Here is a 20,871-nt window from a genome sequence, read left to right on the forward strand (position 1 = left end):
TTTAAAAATATAAAAGTTTGTAATATCTTTAGAAATTAAAACTAAAACAGATGAAATATAAAGTAATTCTTTTAATAGTTGTTTTTTTAACTACACAACTACAAGCACAACAAGTCTACTCAAAAAAAGAACCATTTGCACACACATTTTCAATTGTTGCTCGTGATACTATTACGGGTGAAATGGGTGTAGCCGTACAATCACATTGGTTTTCTGTAGGTAGTTTGGTGGCTTGGGGAAAAGCAGGCGTTGGTGTAGTGGCTACTCAATCTTTTATTAATCCATCTTTTGGACCAAGAGGATTAAGTTTGTTGGAAAATGGACTAACTCCTAAAATGGCGGTTGAAGATTTGTTAAAATTAGATGCAGGAAGAGACGTTCGTCAGCTAGCAATTTTGGATTCCAAAGGAAATGTTTTTTCCTATACTGGTAAAAATTGTATTGCAGAGGCGGGAAATATAGTTGGAAATAATTTTTCTGTTCAAGCAAATTTAATGGAGAAAAATACGGTTTGGCCAGCAATGGCAGAAGCTTTTAAAACTACTAAAGGAAGTTTGGCTGAAAGGTTAATGGCAGCGTTAGAAGCCGCACAAAAAGAAGGTGGTGATATTAGAGGAAAACAATCGGCAGCAATTTTGGTAGTAAAAGCTAAAAGCACAGGAAATAGTTGGGATGATAAGGTGGTTGATTTAAGAGTTGAAGATAATCCAAATCCTATTAAAGAAATGAGAAGGTTACTAACCATTCAGGAAGCGTATGAATTTATGAATAAAGGAGATTTGGCAGTTGAAACAGGTAATAATAAGTTGGCAAAAAAATATTATATGAAGGCTCAAAAATTGAATCCAGATAATTTAGAAATGAAATATTGGTACGCAGTTACTTTGGCAAATAATGGAGAAATAGAAGAGGCTTCTAAAATATTTAAAGCTATTTTCAAAATAAATAGTAACTGGAAAACGTTAACTCCAAGATTAGTAGAAGCAAAATTATTAACAGTATCTAAAAATGATTTAGATAAAATATTACAACTTTAAAAATGAAAAAAAAAATAGCTGGCATCATTATTTTGGTGCTAATTTTAATTCAGTTTATTCAACCTAAAAAAAATCAGTCTAAAAATTACACCAATGATATAAGTACTGAAATTAAAATACCAAAAGAAGTACAAGAAATTATTAAAACTTCTTGTGCAGATTGTCATTCAAATAACACAGCTTATCCTTGGTATAATAATATTGCACCAGTTTCATGGTTTTTAGCATATCATGTAAATGACGGTAAAGAACATTTAAATTTTTCAGAATGGACATTGTATAATAAAGATCAGAAAAATCATATTATAAAAGAAATGAAGAAAGAAATAAAAGAAGGTGAAATGCCACTATTTAGTTACACTTTAATTCATAAAAACACTAGTTTAACCAATCAGCAAAGTGCAGCTTTTTTAAATTGGTTAGAAACCATAAATAAATATTAAAAAAACCGTTGTGCATTATGATAAAATTTCGTCAATTTGAGTAAATTTTAGCCTTTTTAGGCTTAAAATTAGTATCGAGAATAGGTTTTTTTATTTAAAAACAACCGCTCTCGATACAATTTTTCATCAAAAATTACCTGCCTTGCTGTCAGGCAGGCTCGAGCTGATGTAATAGTAAGTTTAAAGAATCAAAATGCACAACGAGTTAAAAAATATAATTTCTTTAAAATTGTGAAAAACGCACACCAACTTTTTGTAATCTGTTTTATAATTGGTTTCAGTTTTCAAGGACTTTTGGCTCAGGAAAAAATTAATCAGTTAAATGCAAATGGAAAAAGGATAGGGGTTTGGACTAAAAAATTTAGTAATGGAAAAATAAGATATGTTGGGCAATTTAAAAACGGAAAAGAAATTGGTATTTTTAAATTTTATAGTCCTTTAAGTTCTATACATCCAATTGCCATTAAAACTTTTGAAAATCAAAGTAATTTAGTTAAAGTGACCTATTTTAACGTTCAAGGAGTTTTAGAAAGTGAAGGCAAAATGGATGGTAAAAAGAGAATAGGTTTATGGAAATATTATCAAGATAAAGGGAAAAAATTACTATCAAAGGAAAATTATAAAAATGGAGTTTTAGAAGGAGAATCCGCAACCTACTATAAAACTGGTAAAATAGCTGAAAGGTTATTTTATAAAAATGGAAAATTAGATGGAAATACCAAACGATATGCTGCAAATGGCATTTTATTAAATAATTTGAATTACAAAGATGGTAAGTTAAACGGATTAGCCAAATATTATGATATAAAAGGTAAGTTAATTTATACGGGTAATTATGAAAATGATGTAAAGGTTGGTAAATGGGAATATTTTGAAAATGGAAAATCGGTAAATGTGGATAAAATTAAACAATAAATGGAAGAAGATTTAAAATTTAGATTTGCACAACTTAATGATTTACCATATTTGGTTTCCATTTATAATCAAGCAATTAAATCTAAATGTGCCACAGGAGATATTGAAGAATTTAAAGTTGAAGAGCGATTATCTTGGTTTCAAAAATTTGATAATAACACCTATCCTTTATATGTAGCAACGTATAAAAATAAAGTGGTTGGTTATTGTTCATTATCTCCTTATAGACCAGGAAGAAAAGCAATGGAATCCATAGCCGAAATTAGTTATTATTTAGATTATGCTTATCAAAAAAAAGGGATTGGTTCTGCTTTATTAAATTTTGTTATTAAGGATTGTGCTAGAATAAAAAAGAAAAGTTTGCTTGCCTTTGTTTTAGATATAAATACTTCAACTCATAAAATTTTAGAAAAATTTAAGTTTAAAAAACTGGGACATTTACCTAATATGATTTACTTAAATAATAAAGTTTGTGGTCATTTAATTTATGGGTTGTCACTTTAATCTGTTTTCTAATTATAATGAATTACCCCGAGGCAGAGCCATCGAGGTATCAAGCGGAAAAAATATTTTTCAATTTGATGAAAACCTAAGGTTTTCAAACTTTCCGCATAACCCCGAGGTAGAACCTCGAGGAATTCTATAGATTAAAAACTTCTTATCACTCTATAATTTGTGTCTAAATTAACTTTCGCTTCCTAAAACTTATACGTAACTTTGCACTTTTGAAAAAATAAGAAATAGTTATAAATGAAACGAGTTATTGTTGGGTTATCGGGTGGAGTTGATAGTAGTGTAGCAGCATACTTGTTAAAAGAACAAGGGTACGATGTTATTGGTCTTTTTATGAAAAATTGGCATGATGATTCTGTAACAATTTCTAATGAATGTCCTTGGTTAGAAGATAGCAATGATGCAATGTTGGTAGCCGAAAAATTGGGAATTCCTTTTCAGGTAGTAGATTTAAGTGTGGAATACAAAGATCGGATTGTGGATTATATGTTTAACGAATACGAGAAAGGAAGAACTCCAAATCCAGATATTTTATGTAACCGAGAAATAAAGTTTGATGCTTTTTTAAAAATTGCTTTAGAATTAGGAGCAGATTATGTAGCAACTGGTCATTATTGCCGTAAAACATCCGAAGTAATTAATGGTGAAACTATTTATAAATTAATTGGTGGAACGGATACTAATAAAGATCAATCCTATTTTTTATGTCAGGTTTCTCAATATCAATTATCAAAAACCTTATTTCCAATAGGCGAATTAACCAAACCAGAAGTTAGAAAAATTGCTGCTGAGCAAAATTTAATTACTGCTTCTAAAAAAGATTCACAAGGTTTATGTTTTATTGGAAAAGTTAGATTACCTGAATTTTTACAACAAAAACTAAAGCCAAAAGAAGGCGTAATTGTTCAAATTCCTTCGGATTCTAAAATTTATGATAGAAAAATTCCTATTTTTAAATCCAAAGAAGAAGAATTAGTTTTTAATGCAACTAAATATGTTTATAAAATTATTAACGGAAAAATTGTTGGTAAACATCAAGGAGCTCATTATTTTACTAAAGGACAACGAAAAGGATTAGCAGTTGGTGGGACAAAAGAACCGTTATTTGTAATTGATACTGATGTAGTTGAAAATGTAATTTATACAGGTGAGGGAAAACAACATAAAGGTTTATATAGAAATACTCTTTTTGTAAAAAATAATGAAATTCACTGGTTACGAACCGATTTAGCTTTAAACAAAGGTGAATCATTAGTTGTAAAGGCACAAATAAGATATCGTCAAGTATTGGAAGAAGCAACTATCTATAAAGTAAAAACAGGATTATATGTTGAATTTAAAAATCCACAATCTGCCATAACAGAAGGACAATTTGTAGCTTGGTATCAAAACAATGAATTGCTTGGTTCGGGAGTAATTTCATAGGAATGAGCCTATTAAAAAACGAGTTGTTTATTTTTTTGTAAATTAGAAGCCAAAACCCCTTAATAGTAATACTATGAAAATAAAACTACTATCCTTTTTTTTTCTAATAGTAAGCAATATTCTTTTAGGCCAAACCATTGAAGATGCTTGGGTTTATTTTAATGATAAACCAAACGAAAGCACCTATTTAGCGTCACCAATAGCAATGCTTACCCAACGCTCAATTGATAGAAGAACACGTTACAATATTCCTTTTGACAGTAAAGACGTTCCTGTTGAATTATCCTACATAAATCAAATTAAAAGCCAAGCAGGTATTACGGTTTTAGCTAAATCTAAATGGTTAAACGCCTTGCATATTCAAGGAACACAAGTCGATATCAATAATTTGTTAAATCTAACTTTTGTTGCTTCAATTGATTTTGCTGATAAATCTTTAAATGCAGGAGGAAAGAGATTATTAAAAAATAAAATAGTTCAAAAAACTGACAAATTAGATTTTACTACTAATTTTAATTATGGAAATGCAACCAATCAAATTCAAATGATAAAAGGAGACGTGTTGCATCAAAATAATTTTACAGGTCAAGGAATGGAAATTGCTATTATTGATGCAGGTTTTCCAAATGTAGATACGTATGCAGCTTTTCAACGAATTAGAGACAATAATCAAATTTTAGGAGGTTATGATTTTGTAAATAGAAGTACTAATTTTTATACAGGTCATTATCACGGAATGGCAGTTTTATCAACTATTGCTGGTTATGTTGACAATCAGTTTGTGGGTACTGCACCAGATGCTAAATTCTATTTATTTATATCAGAAGATGATTCTCAAGAAACCCCTTTAGAAGAAAGTTTGTGGGTTGAAGCTGCTGAAAAAGCAGATAGTTTAGGCGTTGATGTGATTAATACTTCTTTAGGTTATACTACTTTTGACAATCCAAATTATAATTATACGTATAGCGATATGGATGGCAAAACTACATTTATTTCTCGTGGTGCTGAAATTGCTTTTTCCAGAGGAATGATATTGGTAAATGCTGCAGGAAATGAAGGAAGTAGTAGTTGGCATTATATTAGTGCACCAGCAGATGCTACTTCGGTTTTAAGTATTGGAGCAGTAGATGCTACAGGTACTATTGCTAGTTTTAGCTCATTTGGACCAACTTCTGATGGTAGAATTAAACCTGATGTTGATGCTCAAGGAGCTAATGTTTACATTATTAGTAATACAGGAAGTATTGCCACTTCTAACGGAACTTCGTTTGCTTCTCCAATAATGACAGGAGCAATTACTTGTTTATGGGAGGCATTTCCTCAAAAAACAAATGCTGAAATTATTCAAAGGGTAAAAGAATCAGGTAGTTTATATTCAAGTCCAACTGCACAAGAAGGTTATGGAATTCCAAATTTTGAGTCGGTTTATAATATTCTAAATATTGAACAATTAGAGAATGAAACTGACAACCCAACTATTTTTCCTAATCCAATAAAAGATAATATCAATTTTAAATTTCCTAAAAACTCTGATAAAATTGAAATTACTATTGTGAATTTGTTAGGAAAAACCATGGTGCATCAATTGATTTTTAAAGGAAGGCCTGTTATGAATATTTCCTATTTATCAACAGGATTGTATATGATGCAATTATCATATAATAATAAAGTAACCACTATAAAAATGCTTAAAAATTAATGAAAAATAGAATTACTGAATTATTTCAAATTAAGTATCCATTAATTCAAGCAGGAATGATTTGGAATAGTGGTTGGAAATTAGCTTCAGCGGTTAGTAATGCAGGAGGATTAGGGTTAATAGGTGCAGGTTCCATGTATCCTGGAGTATTAAAAGAGCATATTAAAAAATGTAAAAAAGCTACTAGCAAACCTTTTGGAGTTAATGTTCCTATGTTATATCCAAATGTTGAAAAAATAATGCAAATAATTGTAGATGAAGGAGTTAAAATAGTATTTACCTCTGCAGGAAATCCAAAAACCTGGACTCCTTTTTTACAGAAACACGGCGTTAAAGTGGTACACGTAGTAAGTAGTGTAAAATTTGCTGTAAAATCAGAATTAGCTGGTGTGGATGCAGTTGTTGCTGAAGGATTTGAAGCGGGCGGACATAATGGACGAGAAGAAACAACCACTTTTACGTTAATTCCTATGGTAAAAGAAAAGTTGCAAATTCCTTTAATTGCAGCAGGTGGAATTGCCACAGGAAGAGGAATGTTAGCTGCAATGGTTTTAGGTGCTGATGCAGTTCAAATTGGAAGTAGATTTGTAGCAAGTAATGAAGCTTCATCTCATATTAACTTTAAAAATGAAGTTGTTAAAGCAGAAGATGGAGATACCCATTTAACCTTAAAGGAATTAGCTCCGGTTCGTTTAATTAAAAATAAATTTTATACTGAATTGCAAAGTTTGTATCAACAAAATCCAACTATTGAACAACTTAAAGAAAAATTAGGAAGAGCAAGAGCTAAAAAAGGAATGTTTGAAGGAAATTTAGAAGATGGAGAATTAGAAATAGGTCAAGTTGCCGGATTAATTCACAACATAAAACCAGCTACAGAAATTGTTAATGAGATAATTACAGAGTTTAAAGAAGTTAAACAAACTTTTAATCAACCGTTGTTTTAAGAAAATAAAGATTATTTATTTTTATCAATTTGCTTTTTTGGAGGCATTGGTCCACGTAAATGTATCACCAATCCGTTTAAAAAATTACGTAAAATTTGGTCGCCACATTCCATATATTTTGGATGATCTTCACTTCTAAATAGTGCTCCTAATTCACTTTTTGAAATATTAAAATCTACTAACTTGCAAATTTTAACAATATCATCATCTCTTAATTTAAGTGCAACTCTAAGTTTTTTTAATATATCATTATTTGTTAATCCCATAAGGCAAAGGTAGCGTATTTTAAAAGGTAATTAAAATAATAAGAGCCTTTAAATTTACTTTGAAAAAATAAATTTAAAAGCAATAATTAACATTATAAAACCAAATATTTTTTTTAATAAATTTTGATTTACATGTAAAGCAATTTTGGAACCAAAATAGCCGCCAATAACAAACATAGCAGAAACTACTAAAATTATTTTCCAATTAATTATTTCTCCGCCAGCTTTATAATAATTATAAACCGCTAATGATGTTACTGGAGGAAGCATTACGGCTAAACTTAAACCTTGTGAGTTGTATTGATTTAAACCTAATAATAATATAAATAAAGGTACCATTATTACGCCACCTCCAATGCCAATTAAACCACTTAATAAACCTGCTATTAATCCTATTATAATTAGTAAAATAATTGTTGAAATTGTCATTTTCATAATATTTTTATTGGTATTTTAATACTGTATTCTTTTTTTGTTTTATTATTTAATTTGTTTTCACGCAACCATGGATTGTATAATTTTAAAGTTTTGTAATTAATCCCTAAGTCTTTTGAAAATCTGGCAATATTTGTAATTACGGTATCAACTTTTATGGTTTTTGTAGGTTCTAAATTATATAAATCAGATGTTTCAAAAATGAAACCATACTTTTTTGGATGAGTTAAAATTTCTTTGACCGCTACAATTCTTGGTACATATCGTTTAGTTTCATCACCTACCAATAAATCGTAATACGATTTTACTTGTTGAGTTTCTAATTTTTTACTAATTCCTTTAATTCCAGCATTATACGCAGCAGCTGCTAAGGTCCAAGTTCCGAATTTTATGCGTGCTTCTTTTAAATAATTACAAGCAGCCTGGGTTGCCAATTCCAAATTATAGCGTTCATCAACGTTATCATTTACTTCTAATCCATTTTCTTTAGCTGTATTTTTTAATAACTGCCAAAATCCTCTTGCTCCAGCAGGGGAAGTAACATTCATCAATCCACTTTCAATTACCGCTAAATATTTAAAATCATCAGGAATGCCATTCTTTTTTAAAATAGGTTCAATTATAGGGAAATATTTATGAGTTCGTTTAAAAAATAATAATCCGTTAGATTGCCAATAGGTGTTGACCAATAATTCGCGATCAATACGTTCTTTAATATCTTGTTTTTCTAACGGAATTCGCTCTCCAGCAAACGATAAATTTTTAGGAATTTTAAGTGCTTTAATTTTATAGAATTCACTAGTACTTATATCACTCTCATTATTTGTTTTGCTTTTTTTGGATGCAAAAATTAATAAGGAACTTACTAATATAATTGCTACTAGGCTTAAAATTTTGACTTCATTTTTCATAATTTTTCATATTTGTTAGCTTAAAATACAAATTAAATTGAAAATTTCGGAAAAAACATTAATTATTAGAACTAAATATTTTCTAAGATAATTTTAGAGATGGTTTTGGCTTTATAAATAATCATAGCATGTGTTCCATTTTTAACCGGAATACAGTTTTTAATATTTTTAATTGGAAATATTTTATCTGAAGTTCCATGAATATGAAGTATATTTTTGGAAGTTGTAGTTGGGTCCCAATTTAGTACATTATATAAAGCCCAGTTTAAGTAATTTTCATCTCTAACAGATAAATATCTCTTATACAATTCAATTCTTTTTATAGCATAATTACCGAAAGCATATTCAGAAAAAGTTTCTAAATTATTTAATATTTTAAGTGGAAAAAGTTTATAAGCTTTTGTTTTTTGTAAAAATTTTAATCGTTTTGGAAATTCATCTAAATTTTTAATACTAGAAATAAGTATTATTTTTTTAACAGAAAGGAATTTACTCATTTCTTGAACCATAATTCCACCAAATGATACGCCAACTAAAATCACATTTTTATGAGTAACTAAATCAGCCATTCTTTGGGCATAGTTTTGTAACGATTCTTTATTGGATAATGGAAGTAACCATTCTAAATAATGACATTCAAATTCAGCATTTGGGAGTTTTATAAATTCATAAATTTTTGAACTGGCTCCTAATCCAGGAATAAAATAAATATGTGTTTTATTAGTAGTCATTATTGGTGTAACATACTTAAAACTATTGGTTTTAAACCACTAAAGAAAAATTCTACGGCAATTACCATTACAATTAATCCCATTAAACGCATCATTACTTTATTACCTGTTTCGCCAAGTTTATCGGTTATTTTACTTGCACCAATTAGAATTAAATAAGTAATAAAAAGTACTAAGGCAATTACTATAATTAATACTGTTTTTTGAGTGTAATTGTGAGCGTCTTCCATTAAAATAATAGCATTGGTAATGGCTCCAGGTCCGCAAATCATAGGTATAGCCAAGGGTGTCACGGAGATGTCATCTACATAAGCATCAATTTTTTCTTCGTCATCAGTATGTTTAATATGTCCTAAACGAGCTTGAAGCATATCCCAACCCATGGTAAAGAAAATAACGCCACCAACTATTCGAAAACTATTAACAGATATCCCGAAAAAATTAAATAAAATATGACCAGAAAAAGCAAAGGCTACAATAGTAAAAAATGCAATTAAAGTAGCTTTTTTTGCCGTTTGTTTTTTTCGCTGTTTGCTTAATGTAGCTGTCATGGTCATAAAAATTGGCATGGTTCCTAGCGGATTTATCAAGGTGAAAAATGAAGTAAAAACCAATAACGCAAAAGTGTATAATTCAATCAAAGTATTTTAAATTAAAATATTAAACAAAAGATGGAGTTTTAATCCAATTAAAACGTACTATGCCGTCATCATCAATATGAGTTAGCTTAATTTTATGTAGCGTATTTACCAATTCTGGATTCCAAGGTGCTTTAACTTTTACGTAATTTTCTGTAAATCCTTGAATAAATCCATTTTTATTATCACTTTCAAATAAAACCGTAAGCTCATTATTCAGCTGACTTTCATAGAAAGCTCTTCGTTTTTTTACAGATAAACCACGTAACATTTTACTTCTTTTATGGCGAATTTCTAGCGGAACAACTTCATCCATAGTAATTGCTTCAGTATTTGGTCTTTCTGAATAGGTAAAAACGTGCAGATAAGAAATATTTAATTCATTTAAATAATTGTAAGTTTCTAAAAAAAGTTCATCAGTTTCCCCAGGAAAACCAACAATTACATCAACTCCAATACAAGCATTTGGCATTAATTTTTTAATAGATTGTACTCTGTTGGTGTAGGTTTCACGTAAATACCTGCGTTTCATTAATTTAAGCAATTTATTACTTCCGCTTTGTAAAGGAATATGAAAATGAGGTACAAAACTATTTGAACTTGCTACAAATTCAATGGTTTTATTAGTTAGTAAATTGGGTTCAATAGATGAAATTCGTAGCCTATGAATGCCTGCAACTTTATCTAAGGCTTGCACTAATTCAAAAAAAGTATGTTCGTGTTTTTTATCTCCAAATTCTCCTTTACCATAATCGCCAATATTAACTCCCGTTAACACAATTTCCTTAATTCCTTTTTCAGAAATATCTTTTGCATTTTGTAATACATTTTCTAAAGTATCACTTCTTGAAATTCCACGAGCTAATGGAATGGTACAATACGTACATTTATAATCGCAACCATCTTGAACTTTTAAGAAAGCACGAGTTCTATCACCAAAAGAATAAGAACTTTCGTAGAAATTGGCTTCTTCAATTTCACAGGAATGTATTTCACCTAAATCATTTTTTGATAAATCATTAATATAATCGGTAACTTTAAATTTTTCGGTAGCACCAAGCACTAAATCGACACCATCAACTGCGGCTAATGCTGACGGTTTTAACTGAGCATAGCAACCAATGGCAATTAAAAAAGCGTTTTCATTTTGTTTTAAAGCTGATTTAACAATGGTTTTAAAACGTTTATCAGCATTATCGGTTACAGAACATGTATTAATTACGTAAATATCTGCTTTTTCGCTAAAATCCACTCGTTCAAATCCTTCACTTTGAAAATTTCTAGCAATGGTAGAGGTTTCCGAAAAATTTAATTTACATCCTAAGGTGTAAAATGCCACTTTTTTTTGTGCGTTCATTCTTGTACATTTATCGGGTGCAAAAGTACAGAATTTTATTTTTATAATATGATTTCAAAAACGCCAAAACTACCTTATTATGCCGTTATTTTTACTTCAATAAAAAATAAAGAAGATAAAAACTATAATTTAATGTCTAAAAAGATGATTATGAGATTGAAAAATAGCAGTATTTTTTTTGTATTAATGTTGCTTTTGATTTCTTGTAATTCAAATCAGAAAAAGCAGAATGATAATTTAGTTTTTAGATACAATGAGCATGCAAATGTTTCATCTTTAGATCCTGCTTTTGCTAAGAATCAAGCAAATATTTGGGCGGTAAATCAATTGTTTAGCGGATTGGTTCAATTGGATGACAGCTTGCATGTACAACCAGATATAGCTAAAAAATGGACTATTTCAGGCGATGGAAAAACCTATATTTTTACCTTAAGAAATGATGTTAAATTTCATAAAGATATTTTGTTTGGAAAAGATAGTACCAGAATTGTAAAAGCACAAGATTTTAAATATAGTTTTAATAGATTATTGGATGCAAAAGTTGCTTCACCAGGAAAATGGGTGTTGAAAAATGTGGCAAGTTTTAAAGCTGAAAATGATTCTACTTTTAGCATACAGCTAAAAAAAGAATTTCCGCCTTTTTTGGGTTTGCTTTCTATGAAATACTGTTCCGTTGTACCCAAAGAAATTGTAGATTATTATGGAACGGATTTTCGTTCACATCCAATTGGTACAGGTCCTTTTAAATTTAAATTATGGGTGGAAAATACCAAATTAGTGTTGCGAAAAAATAAAAACTATTATGAAAAAGAAAACAATGTGCAATTACCTTATTTAGAAGCTATTGCAATTACTTTTTTGCCAGACAAACAAAGTGAATTTTTACAATTTATTCAAGGAAATCTAGATTTTTTAAATAGTATTGATCCATCGTATAAAGATGATATTTTAACCGATAATGGATTGTTAAAACAGAAATATGTTAATACGGTAAATATGGTTAAAGGTGCTTATTTAAATACTGAATATTTAGGATTTTTAATGGATAAAAAGGAATCTGTAACTAACTCAGAATTAATTAGAAAAGCTATTAATTATGGATTTGATAGAGTTAAAATGATTAAATTTCTAAGAAACGGAATTGGAATGCCGGCTGTTAATGGTTTTATTCCTAAGGGTTTGCCATCATTTAATGATGCTAAAGGATATACTTATCAACCTGAAAAAGCAAAGGCATTAATTGAAAACTATAAATTAAATTCAGGAAATAATTATCCTAAAATTACCATAACCACTAATAGCCAATATGTAGATTTATGTGAATATATTCAACGTGAATTACAGAATATTGGATTAGAAGTTGCTATTGATGTGGTTCCACCTTCAACATTAAGGCAAAGTAAAGCAAATGGTAAATTAAGTGTTTTTAGAGCGAGTTGGATTGCCGATTATCCTGATGCTGAAAATTATTTATCGCTTTTTTATAGTAAAAATTTTGCACCTAACGGTCCAAATTATACGCATTTTAAAAATGCCGAATTTGATGAAATGTTTGAAAAATCTTTTACAATTACTAACAGACAAGAACGAAATAAAATTTATCAACAAATGGATAGCTTGGTTATTGCAAAAGCTCCTGTTGTTCCTCTTTATTATGATGAAGTAATACGATTTGCTCAAAAAAATGTGATAGGACTAGGAATTAATCCTATTAATTTATTGAACTTGAAAAGAGTTAGGAAAGTAGCCAATTAAATAGTTTACTTAAGAATTTTACGTTTGTAAATTTAAGAAAATTAGAATGCTATTATAATGATATTTGAGAACCAATTTCTAAAACATTTCCTTTTGGTAAATTAAAATATTTTGTAGCTAAAACTGAATTTTTTGAAAGGAAAGAAAATAGAGATTCTCGCCAAATTGGCATTGCTTTGTTTTCTTGCAAAATAAAAGTTTCTCTTCCTAAAATATAGGTTGTATTTTCTTTTGTAATAGAAATCCCTTCACTTTTAAGCAATTCAAGTGCTTTAGGAATATTTTTATAATCCATAAAACCATAATTAATAATGGCTTTGTATATTTCATCAGACATTTTTTCAAACGTTAAACGATCTACTTTTTTTACATGTGGTACTTTTTTAAATACAACGGAAAGAATAATTACTTGTTGATGAAGAATTTTATTATGTTTTAAATTAAGGATTAGAGCTGCTGGTGTATAATTGATATCACTTACAAAATAGATGGCAACACCCGGAACACGTTGAGGTGGATTTTGATTTACTGATTTAATAAAATTGCTTAACAAACCATTAGTTCTTATACTTTGTTTGTGTAAAATTTCTCTTCCTTTATGCCAAGTGGTCATCACTAAATAAATACAACTAGCAATAACTAATGGAACCCATCCGCCAGATGGAATTTTAGTGTAATTTGCAGTCATAAATGCAACATCAACACAAAGTAAAAGTATGGTTATTGTAATTGAAACTGAAAGTTTCCATTTCCACAAATCTTTCATAGCAAAAAATGTGAGTATTGTTGTTATTACCATTGTAGTTGATACTGCTACACCATAAGCAGAAGCCAAATTAGCAGATGTTTTAAATAATAAAACTAAACTAATTGTACCAATAAATAATATCCAATTTATTTGTGGAATATAAATTTGACCACGTTCATCTTTTGAAGTATGAGTAATTTTTACTCTAGGAAAATAGCCTAATTGCAATGCTTGAAAGGTTAAACTAAAAGCTCCTGAAATTACGGCTTGTGATGCAATTACTGTTGCAATAGTTGCCATAAAAACTAGAGGATATATAGCCCAAGTTGGAGCCAAGTGATAAAATGGATTTGCAACTAAAGAAGGGTTTTTAAGTAATAAAGCTCCTTGTCCAAAATAATTCAAAATTAAAGAAGGAAATACAATAAAAAACCACGCTAATTTAATAGGTTTTCTTCCAAAGTGTCCAATATCAGCATATAATGCTTCACCTCCAGTAACTACTAAAAAAATAGCACCTAATATAAAAATACCATGCCAATGATGGATTGTGAAAAATTTATAGGCCCAATAAGGATTAGCAGCTTTTAAAATTACTGGGTAGTTTATAATAGCATTTAACCCAAGTATGGCAATAATTACAAACCATATTAAAATTAGAGGGCCAAAGATAAACCCAACTTTTTTAGTTCCAAATTTTTGAAAAAAGAACAAGCCAAACAGGATAGCAATGGTAATGGGAATAACATAAGATTGAAAATTACTTGTGGCTACATTTACTCCTTCAATTGCACTTAACACAGAAATAGCGGGAGTTATCATACCATCACCATATAATAATGTTGCTCCAAATAAGCCCATAAATGTTATTATTACAATCTTTAGTTTTTTATTTTTTTTAGGAAGTACTAAATACATAAGAGCCAAAATGCCACCTTCACCTTCATTATCAGCTCTAAACACAAGAGTTAAATATTTTAAACTTATAACAATAATTAAAGCGTAAAAGATTAAAGAAATAACTCCAAAAATATTATCATTAGAAATAGGGACGCTAAAATCTCCATAAAAACACTCTCTAACTGCATATAAAGGGCTTGTTCCAATATCTCCAAATACAATTCCTAATGCTGTTAAAGTTACTAATCCTAGTTTATTTTTATCTTTTTTTGTGCTATTCATCTAATAGAAGTAATTTATAACTTTTGTTAATATCTAAATTGTGTGTCCATAATTAGTAATAATAAAAAACACCGTCATGCTGAACTCGTTTCAGCATCTCATTTTCGTCTGATAATCAATGTTTTATTGAATATGACACTGAGATAAGCCCGCCTGCTGCTGGCAGATTCAGGGCGACGGACGTTATGTAAGATTACGGACAATCAGAATCTAAATAAACTAAAGTTTAATAAAACAATACAAAATTACATGATTTTTTGTTCTTTACTTCTCTAACAGAAGTATAAAACTATTATAAAAATTGTAGCAATTCAAAATGAAGGATTTTAAAACTGTAAATAAACTGTATTTATGTGAATAGTAATTTAGTTTTTACATTTATGCATAAAGAATAATTATTAAACGATGCTTTTTAAAGCGATAAATAGGGAAGGACTTAATAATTTTTTGATGTATAATTTTATTAAAAATCAATATGATTTAATAATTCAATTTCAAGCCCCAGCCAATTTAATGCATTTTCTTTAGTAGAGAATATTTCAACAATTTGAGATCTGTTTTTTTGAAGCATTTTATACATGGTTGTAGAAACAACCTGGTTTGGAGTGTTGGTAACAACTGCACTAAGTCTTGATCCTAAACTTACTAAGTTAGCATCTATAAATTTTATATAAGTAGTAATATCATCTTCTGTAATTTTAAAATTAACTTGATTAAAATCTATATAAAATTTATAATTAGGTCCGTTGTGTATTATGATAAAATTTCTATTCTCGATACTAATTTTCCTCCTTATCAGGATTAAAATTCACTCGAATTGACGAAATTTTATCATAATGCACAACGGGTTATTAATACTACTATTTTATTTCTTCTTTTGCTTAGTTTGTTGATCTTGTGCTTGCTTCATTGCCTGATTTAAACGTTGTCTAAACTTGCCTTCTTTTTTAGGTTTCTTTTTATTTTCTTGAATTTGAGCATGAATTTTATCTTCATCAATAATGTAATTTTTAATAATTAACATAATTGATACTGTAAGTAAATTTGACACAAAATAATACAAACTTAAACTACTTGCATACATATTAAAGAAAACCAACATCATTAATGGTGAAAAATACATCATCATTTTCATCATTTTTTGCATATCAGGCATTCCTTCTTGTGCAGGTGCTTGCATATTCATTTGTTGACTTTGACTCATTCTCATATAAAAGAAAATGGCAATAGAGGCTAGTATTGGAAATAAACTAATATGATCTCCATATAACGGAATTTTAAATGGTAATTGGTAAACGGAATCATAAGCAGATAAATCTGTCGCCCATAAAAAACTTTTTTGACGCAAATCAAAATTAGATGGAAAAAATCTAAATAAAGCAAAGAAAACAGGCATTTGTAACAATGCTGGAATACAACCTGCCAATGGACTAACACCAGCTTTACGTTGTAAAGCCATAGTTTCTTGTTGGCGTTTCATTGCATTTGGTTTTCCAGGATATTTTTTATTTAATTCATCCATTTCAGGTTTTAACACCTTCATTTTAGCACTAGATAAATAGGATTTATATACTAACGGCGACATAAAAATCCGTACTATTATAGTCATTAAAATAATAATAAGTCCGTAGCTACCAATAAAACCTTCTAAAAAGCCAAAGACCGGGACAAAAATTAATCGGTTTATATAGCCGAAAATTCCCCAACCTAAATTTACAATCTCTTTAATATTTCTTTTGTATTTAGAAAGAATTTTATAATCGGTTGGACCGATATACCATTTCATATTGTAATTTAATTCTCCATTTGTTAATACAAGTGGCGTTTTTAAATTAAAAGATTTAGTGAATACGGTATCTTTTGCTTCGTCTTTCATAAGATTTTTTGATGAAAGTTTTGCGTTGTTAAATCCTTCTTTAGATATTAAAATGGAAGAGAAAAACTGCTGTTTAAAAGCTACCCAATTTACATCATTTACTGTAGCATCATCATCTCTACCTATTGATAAAGATTCAATTTTATCATCATCTTTTTCATAATATAATTCGGTATGTTGATCTTCGTATTTTATACTTTTTTCATGTCTATATCCTTTTAAATACCAATCTAAAGTTATTGGAGCTGTAGTATTTAATGAGGAATTTAATCCTTGAGAATGAATAGAAAAATCAACCATATACTTGCCTGGTTTAATTTCATATCTATATTCCAAATATTTATTTTCCGATACTTTCAACTTCATAGAAAGCACCTGATTTTCACCATCTGTAGTTAAGGTTGGTTGAAAATATAAATCTTTGGTATTTAAAATTCGGTTATCTGAAGTTCCAAAATTTATATTAAATGAAGCATTTTTATTTTTGACTAAATATAGTGGTAAAGAATCATAGGTTACATATTTTTTAATAAGTGCTTCTTTAATATAACCACCTTTATTTGCGATAACTAATTTTAAAACTTTATTTTCTATAACAGTTTCAGCATTTGTTGCAGATGGCAAAGAAGCAGAATATGCAAAGTTACCTAACGCATTTTGTGCATCTTTTAAAGAAAGAGAATCGTTTGCAACTTCTGTTACGGTTGTTATTTCTTTAGTTTTATGTTGTTCAGCTATAGAATCTTTTTGAACCTGTTCTGTTTCAGCTTTGGCTTTTAACTCTTCGGGTGTAGGTTGGTTGCTATACATCCACCATAGCATAATGGCACCAATTAAAGCAAATCCTATTATCGAATTTAAATCAAATTTTTTTTCTTCCATGATATATTTAAAATGTCAATTTGTCACTTCCTTTCTGAAAATTATTTAAAAAGTTCGACAAAAGTACTAAAATCAATGAGATGTTTAGTTAATATTATGAGTTAATTAATAAGTTCTTATTTGTTCAAATAGTGTTTTAAACCAGCTTTTACAAAATCAACAAACAATGGATGCGGGTTTAGAACGGTACTTTTATACTCTGGATGATACTGAACTCCAACAAACCAAGGATGTGAAGGAATTTCAATTACTTCAACCAAATTGGTTTTTAAGTTTTTTCCTGTGGCAATCATCCCAGCTTTTTCAAAATCGTTTAAATAAATATTATTAAATTCATATCGATGTCTATGGCGTTCACTTATATTTTTAGTTTTATAGATTTTCGCAACTTTACTGTTCTCTGATAATTTACAATCCCAAGCTCCTAAACGCATAGTGCCACCGTAATTAGTTATGTTTTTTTGTTCTTCCATAATAGCTATTACAGGAGATTTTGTATTAGGATTCATCTCGGTTGAATTGGCATCTTTTAATTCTAAAACATTTCTGGCAAATTCTATAACTGCCATTTGCATTCCTAAACAAATTCCGAAAAAAGGGATGTTATTTTCACGAGCATATTTAACAGCTTCAATTTTACCTTCAATACCACGATTTCCAAAGCCCGGAGCTACTAATATGCCATTTAAGTTTTTTAATTTTTCAGGAATATTTTTTACGGTTAAATCTTCAGAATGAATCCAATGAATATTAACACTTACTTTGTTTTTTGCACCTGCATGTATAAATGCCTCTGAAATAGATTTGTATGCGTCGTGTAATTCTACATACTTACCAACTAATCCAATTTCAATAGTGTGTTTTGGATTTTTAAAATTAGTTAAAAACTGATTCCATGATTTTAATGCTGGTTGTTTTTTATGTGCTAATTTCAATTTTTTTAATACTGCAGTATCTAAACCTTCAGCAAGCATTAAATTTGGGACATCATAAATAGTTTCTGCATCAATAGATTCAATAACATTCTCTTTTTTAACGTTGCAAAATAATGCTAATTTTTGTTTAATAGTATCTGAAATTTTATGTTCTGTTCTGCAAACTAAAATATTTGGCATTACACCACTCTGCATTAACATTTTAACGGAGTGTTGGGTTGGTTTTGTTTTTAATTCGCCTGCAGCAGCTAAATATGGAATTAATGTTAAATGAATTACCATAGCATTTTCATCTCCTAATTCCCATAATAATTGACGAACAGATTCTACATAAGGTAAAGATTCTATATCGCCAACAGTTCCTCCAATTTCAGTAATTATAATGTCAAATTTTCCAGTTTTCCCTAAAATTTGAATACGACGTTTTATTTCATCAGTAATATGAGGAATTACTTGAACTGTTTTTCCTAAAAATTCACCTTTACGTTCTTTATCAATTACAGATTGATAAATTCTTCCTGTGGTAACATTATTAGCTTGTGAAGTGGGAATATTTAAAAACCGTTCATAATGACCTAAGTCTAAATCAGTTTCAGCACCATCATCAGTAACATAGCATTCCCCATGTTCATAAGGATTTAAAGTTCCTGGATCAATATTAATGTATGGATCTAATTTTTGAATAGTTACAGAATAACCTCGTTCTTGTAATAATTTTGCCAAGGATGCAGCAATTATACCTTTTCCAAGAGAGGATGTTACGCCTCCTGTTACAAAAACGTATTTAGTGTTTTTCATTGTTATTAGGTTTGGGCAAAAGTACTAACTCTATTTTAGTTAGCAAAAGAGAAACCTTCAAAATTTTTAAATTTTGAAGGTTTCTAATTATTTAGGTGAGTAATTAAATTATTTTTTCTTTTTATTTCGTATCATAGCTTCTAACATATCCCACATTTCTTCAGAAATATCTTCAAGCATGTTAAATTCCCCAGCACCTTTTAGCCATTCTCCACCATCAATGGTAATTACTTCTCCGTTAACATAAGCCGAAAAATCACTCATTAAATAAGCAGCTAAATTTGCCAATTCTTGATGAACACCAACTCTGCCAACAGGAACTTTCTTTTTCATATCAAACTTTTCTTTTAAGTTTCCAGGTAATAATCTATCCCAAGCTCCTTTGGTAGGAAATGGTCCTGGTGCAATTGCATTTGAACGAATGCCATATTTTGCCCATTCCACAGCCAAAGAGCGTGTCATTGCTAAAACGCCCGCCTTTGCCGTTGCTGAAGGCACAACATACGCAGAGCCAGTCCAAGCATACGTTGTTACAATATTTAAAATAGTAGCTTTTGGTTGTTTAATTTTAATCCAGTGTTTTCCAAAAGCTAAGGTGCAATTTTTACTTCCTTTTAAAACAATATCAATTACTGTATCAAACGCATTAGCAGATAATCGTTCTGTTGGACTTATAAAATTTCCGGCGGCATTATTTAAAAGTCCATCAACTTTACCAAAAGTTTTTAGGGTTTCTGCTAGTACATTTTCAACTTCATCATAATTTCTAACATCACATTGTACGGGCAAAACAATTCCACCAGTTTCTTCTTCTAATTCTTTTTTAGTAGCTATTAATTTTTCAATATTTCTTGAAGTAATAACAACTTTTGCACCTAGTTCCAAAAAATAAGTAGTCATTGCTTTTCCTAATCCACTACCACCACCGGTAACCACAATTACATAATCTTTTAAACTATTATCTTTAAGCATTGGATTTTTATACATGAATTTAAAATTTTAGTTGAAATAAAAGTACTAATTTTTTCATTTTTAAAGTTTGAATCTTTTTTTTATTTTTTTTTAAAATCTATTTGTCAAACACAAAAGTAATTGTATATTTGCCCACGCTTTCAGAGAGCGTTTGAAAGACGGAATTTAACTAAAGATACACGATTTAAAGATATAAGAAATGAAAAGGACTTATCAACCATCAAAAAGAAAAAAAAGAAATAAACACGGGTTCAGAGAACGTATGGCAAGTGTTGCAGGTAGAAAAGTGTTGGCAAGAAGAAGAGCTAAAGGTAGAAAAAGATTAAGTGTATCTTCTGATCCGAGACCAAAGAAATAATGAAACAATAGTTTTGTATATCAGGGTGTTACTTTTATTAGTAACACC

The 20,871-nt window shown here is 29.3% G+C and carries 19 protein-coding genes; 9 read left to right on the forward strand and 10 right to left on the reverse strand.

Going from position 1 to position 20,871, the window contains the following annotated elements; genetic code table 11:
* Positions 1 to 50: 50 nt before the first annotated feature.
* The 7 genes from L3J60_RS03575 to L3J60_RS03605 all read left to right on the forward strand — a co-directional run bounded on the left by L3J60_RS03575 (position 51) and on the right by L3J60_RS03605 (position 6,979).
* Entirely contained in the window at positions 51 to 1,037 is a 987-nt protein-coding gene (locus L3J60_RS03575; protein ID WP_291974117.1) for a DUF1028 domain-containing protein, read from the forward strand.
* 2 nt (positions 1,038 to 1,039) lie between these two features.
* Entirely contained in the window at positions 1,040 to 1,480 is a 441-nt protein-coding gene (locus tag L3J60_RS03580; RefSeq protein WP_291974118.1) for a heme-binding domain-containing protein, read from the forward strand.
* A 231-nt stretch (positions 1,481 to 1,711) separates the two neighbouring features.
* The gene (locus L3J60_RS03585) at positions 1,712 to 2,395 is read left to right on the forward strand and encodes a toxin-antitoxin system YwqK family antitoxin (RefSeq protein WP_291974119.1); all 684 of its coding nucleotides are present in this window, start codon (positions 1,712 to 1,714) and stop codon (positions 2,393 to 2,395) included.
* Positions 2,396 to 2,899, forward strand: coding sequence for a GNAT family N-acetyltransferase (locus tag L3J60_RS03590; protein ID WP_291974120.1), 504 nt, complete (start codon positions 2,396 to 2,398; stop codon positions 2,897 to 2,899).
* A 246-nt stretch (positions 2,900 to 3,145) separates the two neighbouring features.
* The gene (gene mnmA / locus L3J60_RS03595) at positions 3,146 to 4,333 is read left to right on the forward strand and encodes a tRNA 2-thiouridine(34) synthase MnmA (protein ID WP_291974121.1); all 1,188 of its coding nucleotides are present in this window, start codon (positions 3,146 to 3,148) and stop codon (positions 4,331 to 4,333) included.
* A gap of 73 nt (positions 4,334 to 4,406) precedes the next feature.
* Positions 4,407 to 6,032, forward strand: coding sequence for a S8 family serine peptidase (locus tag L3J60_RS03600; protein ID WP_291974122.1), 1,626 nt, complete (start codon positions 4,407 to 4,409; stop codon positions 6,030 to 6,032).
* Entirely contained in the window at positions 6,032 to 6,979 is a 948-nt protein-coding gene (locus L3J60_RS03605; RefSeq protein ID WP_291974123.1) for a nitronate monooxygenase, read from the forward strand. The genes L3J60_RS03600 and L3J60_RS03605 overlap by 1 nt, the downstream gene beginning before the upstream one ends.
* An 11-nt stretch (positions 6,980 to 6,990) precedes the next feature.
* On the opposite strand, the gene L3J60_RS03610 is transcribed toward L3J60_RS03605, so the two are convergent.
* The 6 genes from L3J60_RS03610 to mtaB form a co-directional block, all read right to left on the reverse strand.
* On the reverse strand, positions 6,991 to 7,245 hold the full coding sequence (locus L3J60_RS03610) for a DUF1456 family protein (RefSeq protein WP_291974124.1): 255 nt from the start codon (positions 7,243 to 7,245) through the stop codon (positions 6,991 to 6,993).
* A 54-nt stretch (positions 7,246 to 7,299) separates the two neighbouring features.
* Positions 7,300 to 7,674 carry a sulfite exporter TauE/SafE family protein gene (locus L3J60_RS03615; protein WP_291974125.1) on the reverse strand — a complete coding sequence of 125 codons (375 nt, stop codon included), beginning with the start codon at positions 7,672 to 7,674 and terminating at the stop codon, positions 7,300 to 7,302.
* Between the two features lie 2 nt (positions 7,675 to 7,676).
* Complete coding sequence (locus tag L3J60_RS03620) at positions 7,677 to 8,591, reverse strand: lytic transglycosylase domain-containing protein (protein WP_291974126.1); 915 nt, start codon at positions 8,589 to 8,591, stop codon at positions 7,677 to 7,679.
* 71 nt (positions 8,592 to 8,662) lie between these two features.
* Positions 8,663 to 9,322: an alpha/beta hydrolase gene (locus tag L3J60_RS03625; protein WP_291974127.1), complete on the reverse strand. Its 660-nt coding sequence runs from the start codon at positions 9,320 to 9,322 to the stop codon at positions 8,663 to 8,665.
* Positions 9,322 to 9,963: a MarC family protein gene (locus L3J60_RS03630; RefSeq protein ID WP_291974128.1), complete on the reverse strand. Its 642-nt coding sequence runs from the start codon at positions 9,961 to 9,963 to the stop codon at positions 9,322 to 9,324. The genes L3J60_RS03625 and L3J60_RS03630 overlap by 1 nt, the downstream gene beginning before the upstream one ends.
* A 19-nt stretch (positions 9,964 to 9,982) precedes the next feature.
* Entirely contained in the window at positions 9,983 to 11,317 is a 1,335-nt protein-coding gene (gene mtaB / locus L3J60_RS03635) for a tRNA (N(6)-L-threonylcarbamoyladenosine(37)-C(2))-methylthiotransferase MtaB (RefSeq protein ID WP_291974129.1), read from the reverse strand.
* A 186-nt stretch (positions 11,318 to 11,503) separates the two neighbouring features.
* Between mtaB and L3J60_RS03640 the strand changes: the two genes are divergently transcribed.
* Entirely contained in the window at positions 11,504 to 13,072 is a 1,569-nt protein-coding gene (locus L3J60_RS03640) for an ABC transporter substrate-binding protein (RefSeq protein ID WP_291974160.1), read from the forward strand.
* Between the two features lie 52 nt (positions 13,073 to 13,124).
* On the opposite strand, the gene L3J60_RS03645 is transcribed toward L3J60_RS03640, so the two are convergent.
* From L3J60_RS03645 to L3J60_RS03660, 4 genes are all read right to left on the reverse strand, one after another.
* Complete coding sequence (locus tag L3J60_RS03645) at positions 13,125 to 15,002, reverse strand: potassium transporter Kup (RefSeq protein ID WP_291974130.1); 1,878 nt, start codon at positions 15,000 to 15,002, stop codon at positions 13,125 to 13,127.
* Positions 15,003 to 15,867: 865 nt separating this feature from the next.
* Positions 15,868 to 17,760, reverse strand: coding sequence for a membrane protein insertase YidC (gene yidC / locus L3J60_RS03650; RefSeq protein WP_291974131.1), 1,893 nt, complete (start codon positions 17,758 to 17,760; stop codon positions 15,868 to 15,870).
* A gap of 116 nt (positions 17,761 to 17,876) precedes the next feature.
* Positions 17,877 to 19,493, reverse strand: a complete 1,617-nt coding sequence (locus tag L3J60_RS03655; RefSeq protein ID WP_291974132.1) for a CTP synthase — start codon at positions 19,491 to 19,493, stop codon at positions 17,877 to 17,879.
* Between the two features lie 108 nt (positions 19,494 to 19,601).
* Positions 19,602 to 20,480, reverse strand: a complete 879-nt coding sequence (locus L3J60_RS03660) for an SDR family oxidoreductase (RefSeq protein ID WP_291974133.1) — start codon at positions 20,478 to 20,480, stop codon at positions 19,602 to 19,604.
* Between the two features lie 184 nt (positions 20,481 to 20,664).
* On the opposite strand from L3J60_RS03660, the gene rpmH reads away from it, so the two are divergent.
* Positions 20,665 to 20,823 (forward strand): 50S ribosomal protein L34, encoded by a 159-nt coding sequence (rpmH, locus tag L3J60_RS03665; RefSeq protein ID WP_291974134.1) that lies wholly within the window; start codon positions 20,665 to 20,667, stop codon positions 20,821 to 20,823.
* The last annotated feature ends 48 nt before the right edge of the window (positions 20,824 to 20,871 follow it).

Origin of the sequence: Lutibacter sp. (assembly GCF_021647475.1) — a bacterium.
Lineage (GTDB): Bacteria > Bacteroidota > Bacteroidia > Flavobacteriales > Flavobacteriaceae > Lutibacter.

Excerpts from the sequence above, each read along its gene's own strand:
- L3J60_RS03575 (WP_291974117.1), top strand. The coding sequence starts at position 51 with ATGAAATATAAAGTAATTCTTTTAATAGTTGTTTTTTTAACTACACAA.
- L3J60_RS03580 (WP_291974118.1), top strand. The coding sequence starts at position 1,040 with ATGAAAAAAAAAATAGCTGGCATCATTATTTTGGTGCTAATTTTAATT.
- L3J60_RS03590 (WP_291974120.1), top strand. The coding sequence starts at position 2,396 with ATGGAAGAAGATTTAAAATTTAGATTTGCACAACTTAATGATTTACCA.
- mnmA (WP_291974121.1), top strand. The coding sequence starts at position 3,146 with ATGAAACGAGTTATTGTTGGGTTATCGGGTGGAGTTGATAGTAGTGTA.
- L3J60_RS03600 (WP_291974122.1), top strand. The coding sequence starts at position 4,407 with ATGAAAATAAAACTACTATCCTTTTTTTTTCTAATAGTAAGCAATATT.
- L3J60_RS03605 (WP_291974123.1), top strand. The coding sequence starts at position 6,032 with ATGAAAAATAGAATTACTGAATTATTTCAAATTAAGTATCCATTAATT.
- L3J60_RS03610 (WP_291974124.1), bottom strand. The coding sequence starts at position 7,245 with ATGGGATTAACAAATAATGATATATTAAAAAAACTTAGAGTTGCACTT.
- L3J60_RS03615 (WP_291974125.1), bottom strand. The coding sequence starts at position 7,674 with ATGACAATTTCAACAATTATTTTACTAATTATAATAGGATTAATAGCA.
- L3J60_RS03620 (WP_291974126.1), bottom strand. The coding sequence starts at position 8,591 with ATGAAAAATGAAGTCAAAATTTTAAGCCTAGTAGCAATTATATTAGTA.
- L3J60_RS03625 (WP_291974127.1), bottom strand. The coding sequence starts at position 9,322 with ATGACTACTAATAAAACACATATTTATTTTATTCCTGGATTAGGAGCC.
- mtaB (WP_291974129.1), bottom strand. The coding sequence starts at position 11,317 with ATGAACGCACAAAAAAAAGTGGCATTTTACACCTTAGGATGTAAATTA.
- L3J60_RS03640 (WP_291974160.1), top strand. The coding sequence starts at position 11,504 with ATGTTGCTTTTGATTTCTTGTAATTCAAATCAGAAAAAGCAGAATGAT.
- L3J60_RS03645 (WP_291974130.1), bottom strand. The coding sequence starts at position 15,002 with ATGAATAGCACAAAAAAAGATAAAAATAAACTAGGATTAGTAACTTTA.
- yidC (WP_291974131.1), bottom strand. The coding sequence starts at position 17,760 with ATGGAAGAAAAAAAATTTGATTTAAATTCGATAATAGGATTTGCTTTA.
- L3J60_RS03655 (WP_291974132.1), bottom strand. The coding sequence starts at position 19,493 with ATGAAAAACACTAAATACGTTTTTGTAACAGGAGGCGTAACATCCTCT.
- L3J60_RS03660 (WP_291974133.1), bottom strand. The coding sequence starts at position 20,480 with ATGTATAAAAATCCAATGCTTAAAGATAATAGTTTAAAAGATTATGTA.
- rpmH (WP_291974134.1), top strand. The coding sequence starts at position 20,665 with ATGAAAAGGACTTATCAACCATCAAAAAGAAAAAAAAGAAATAAACAC.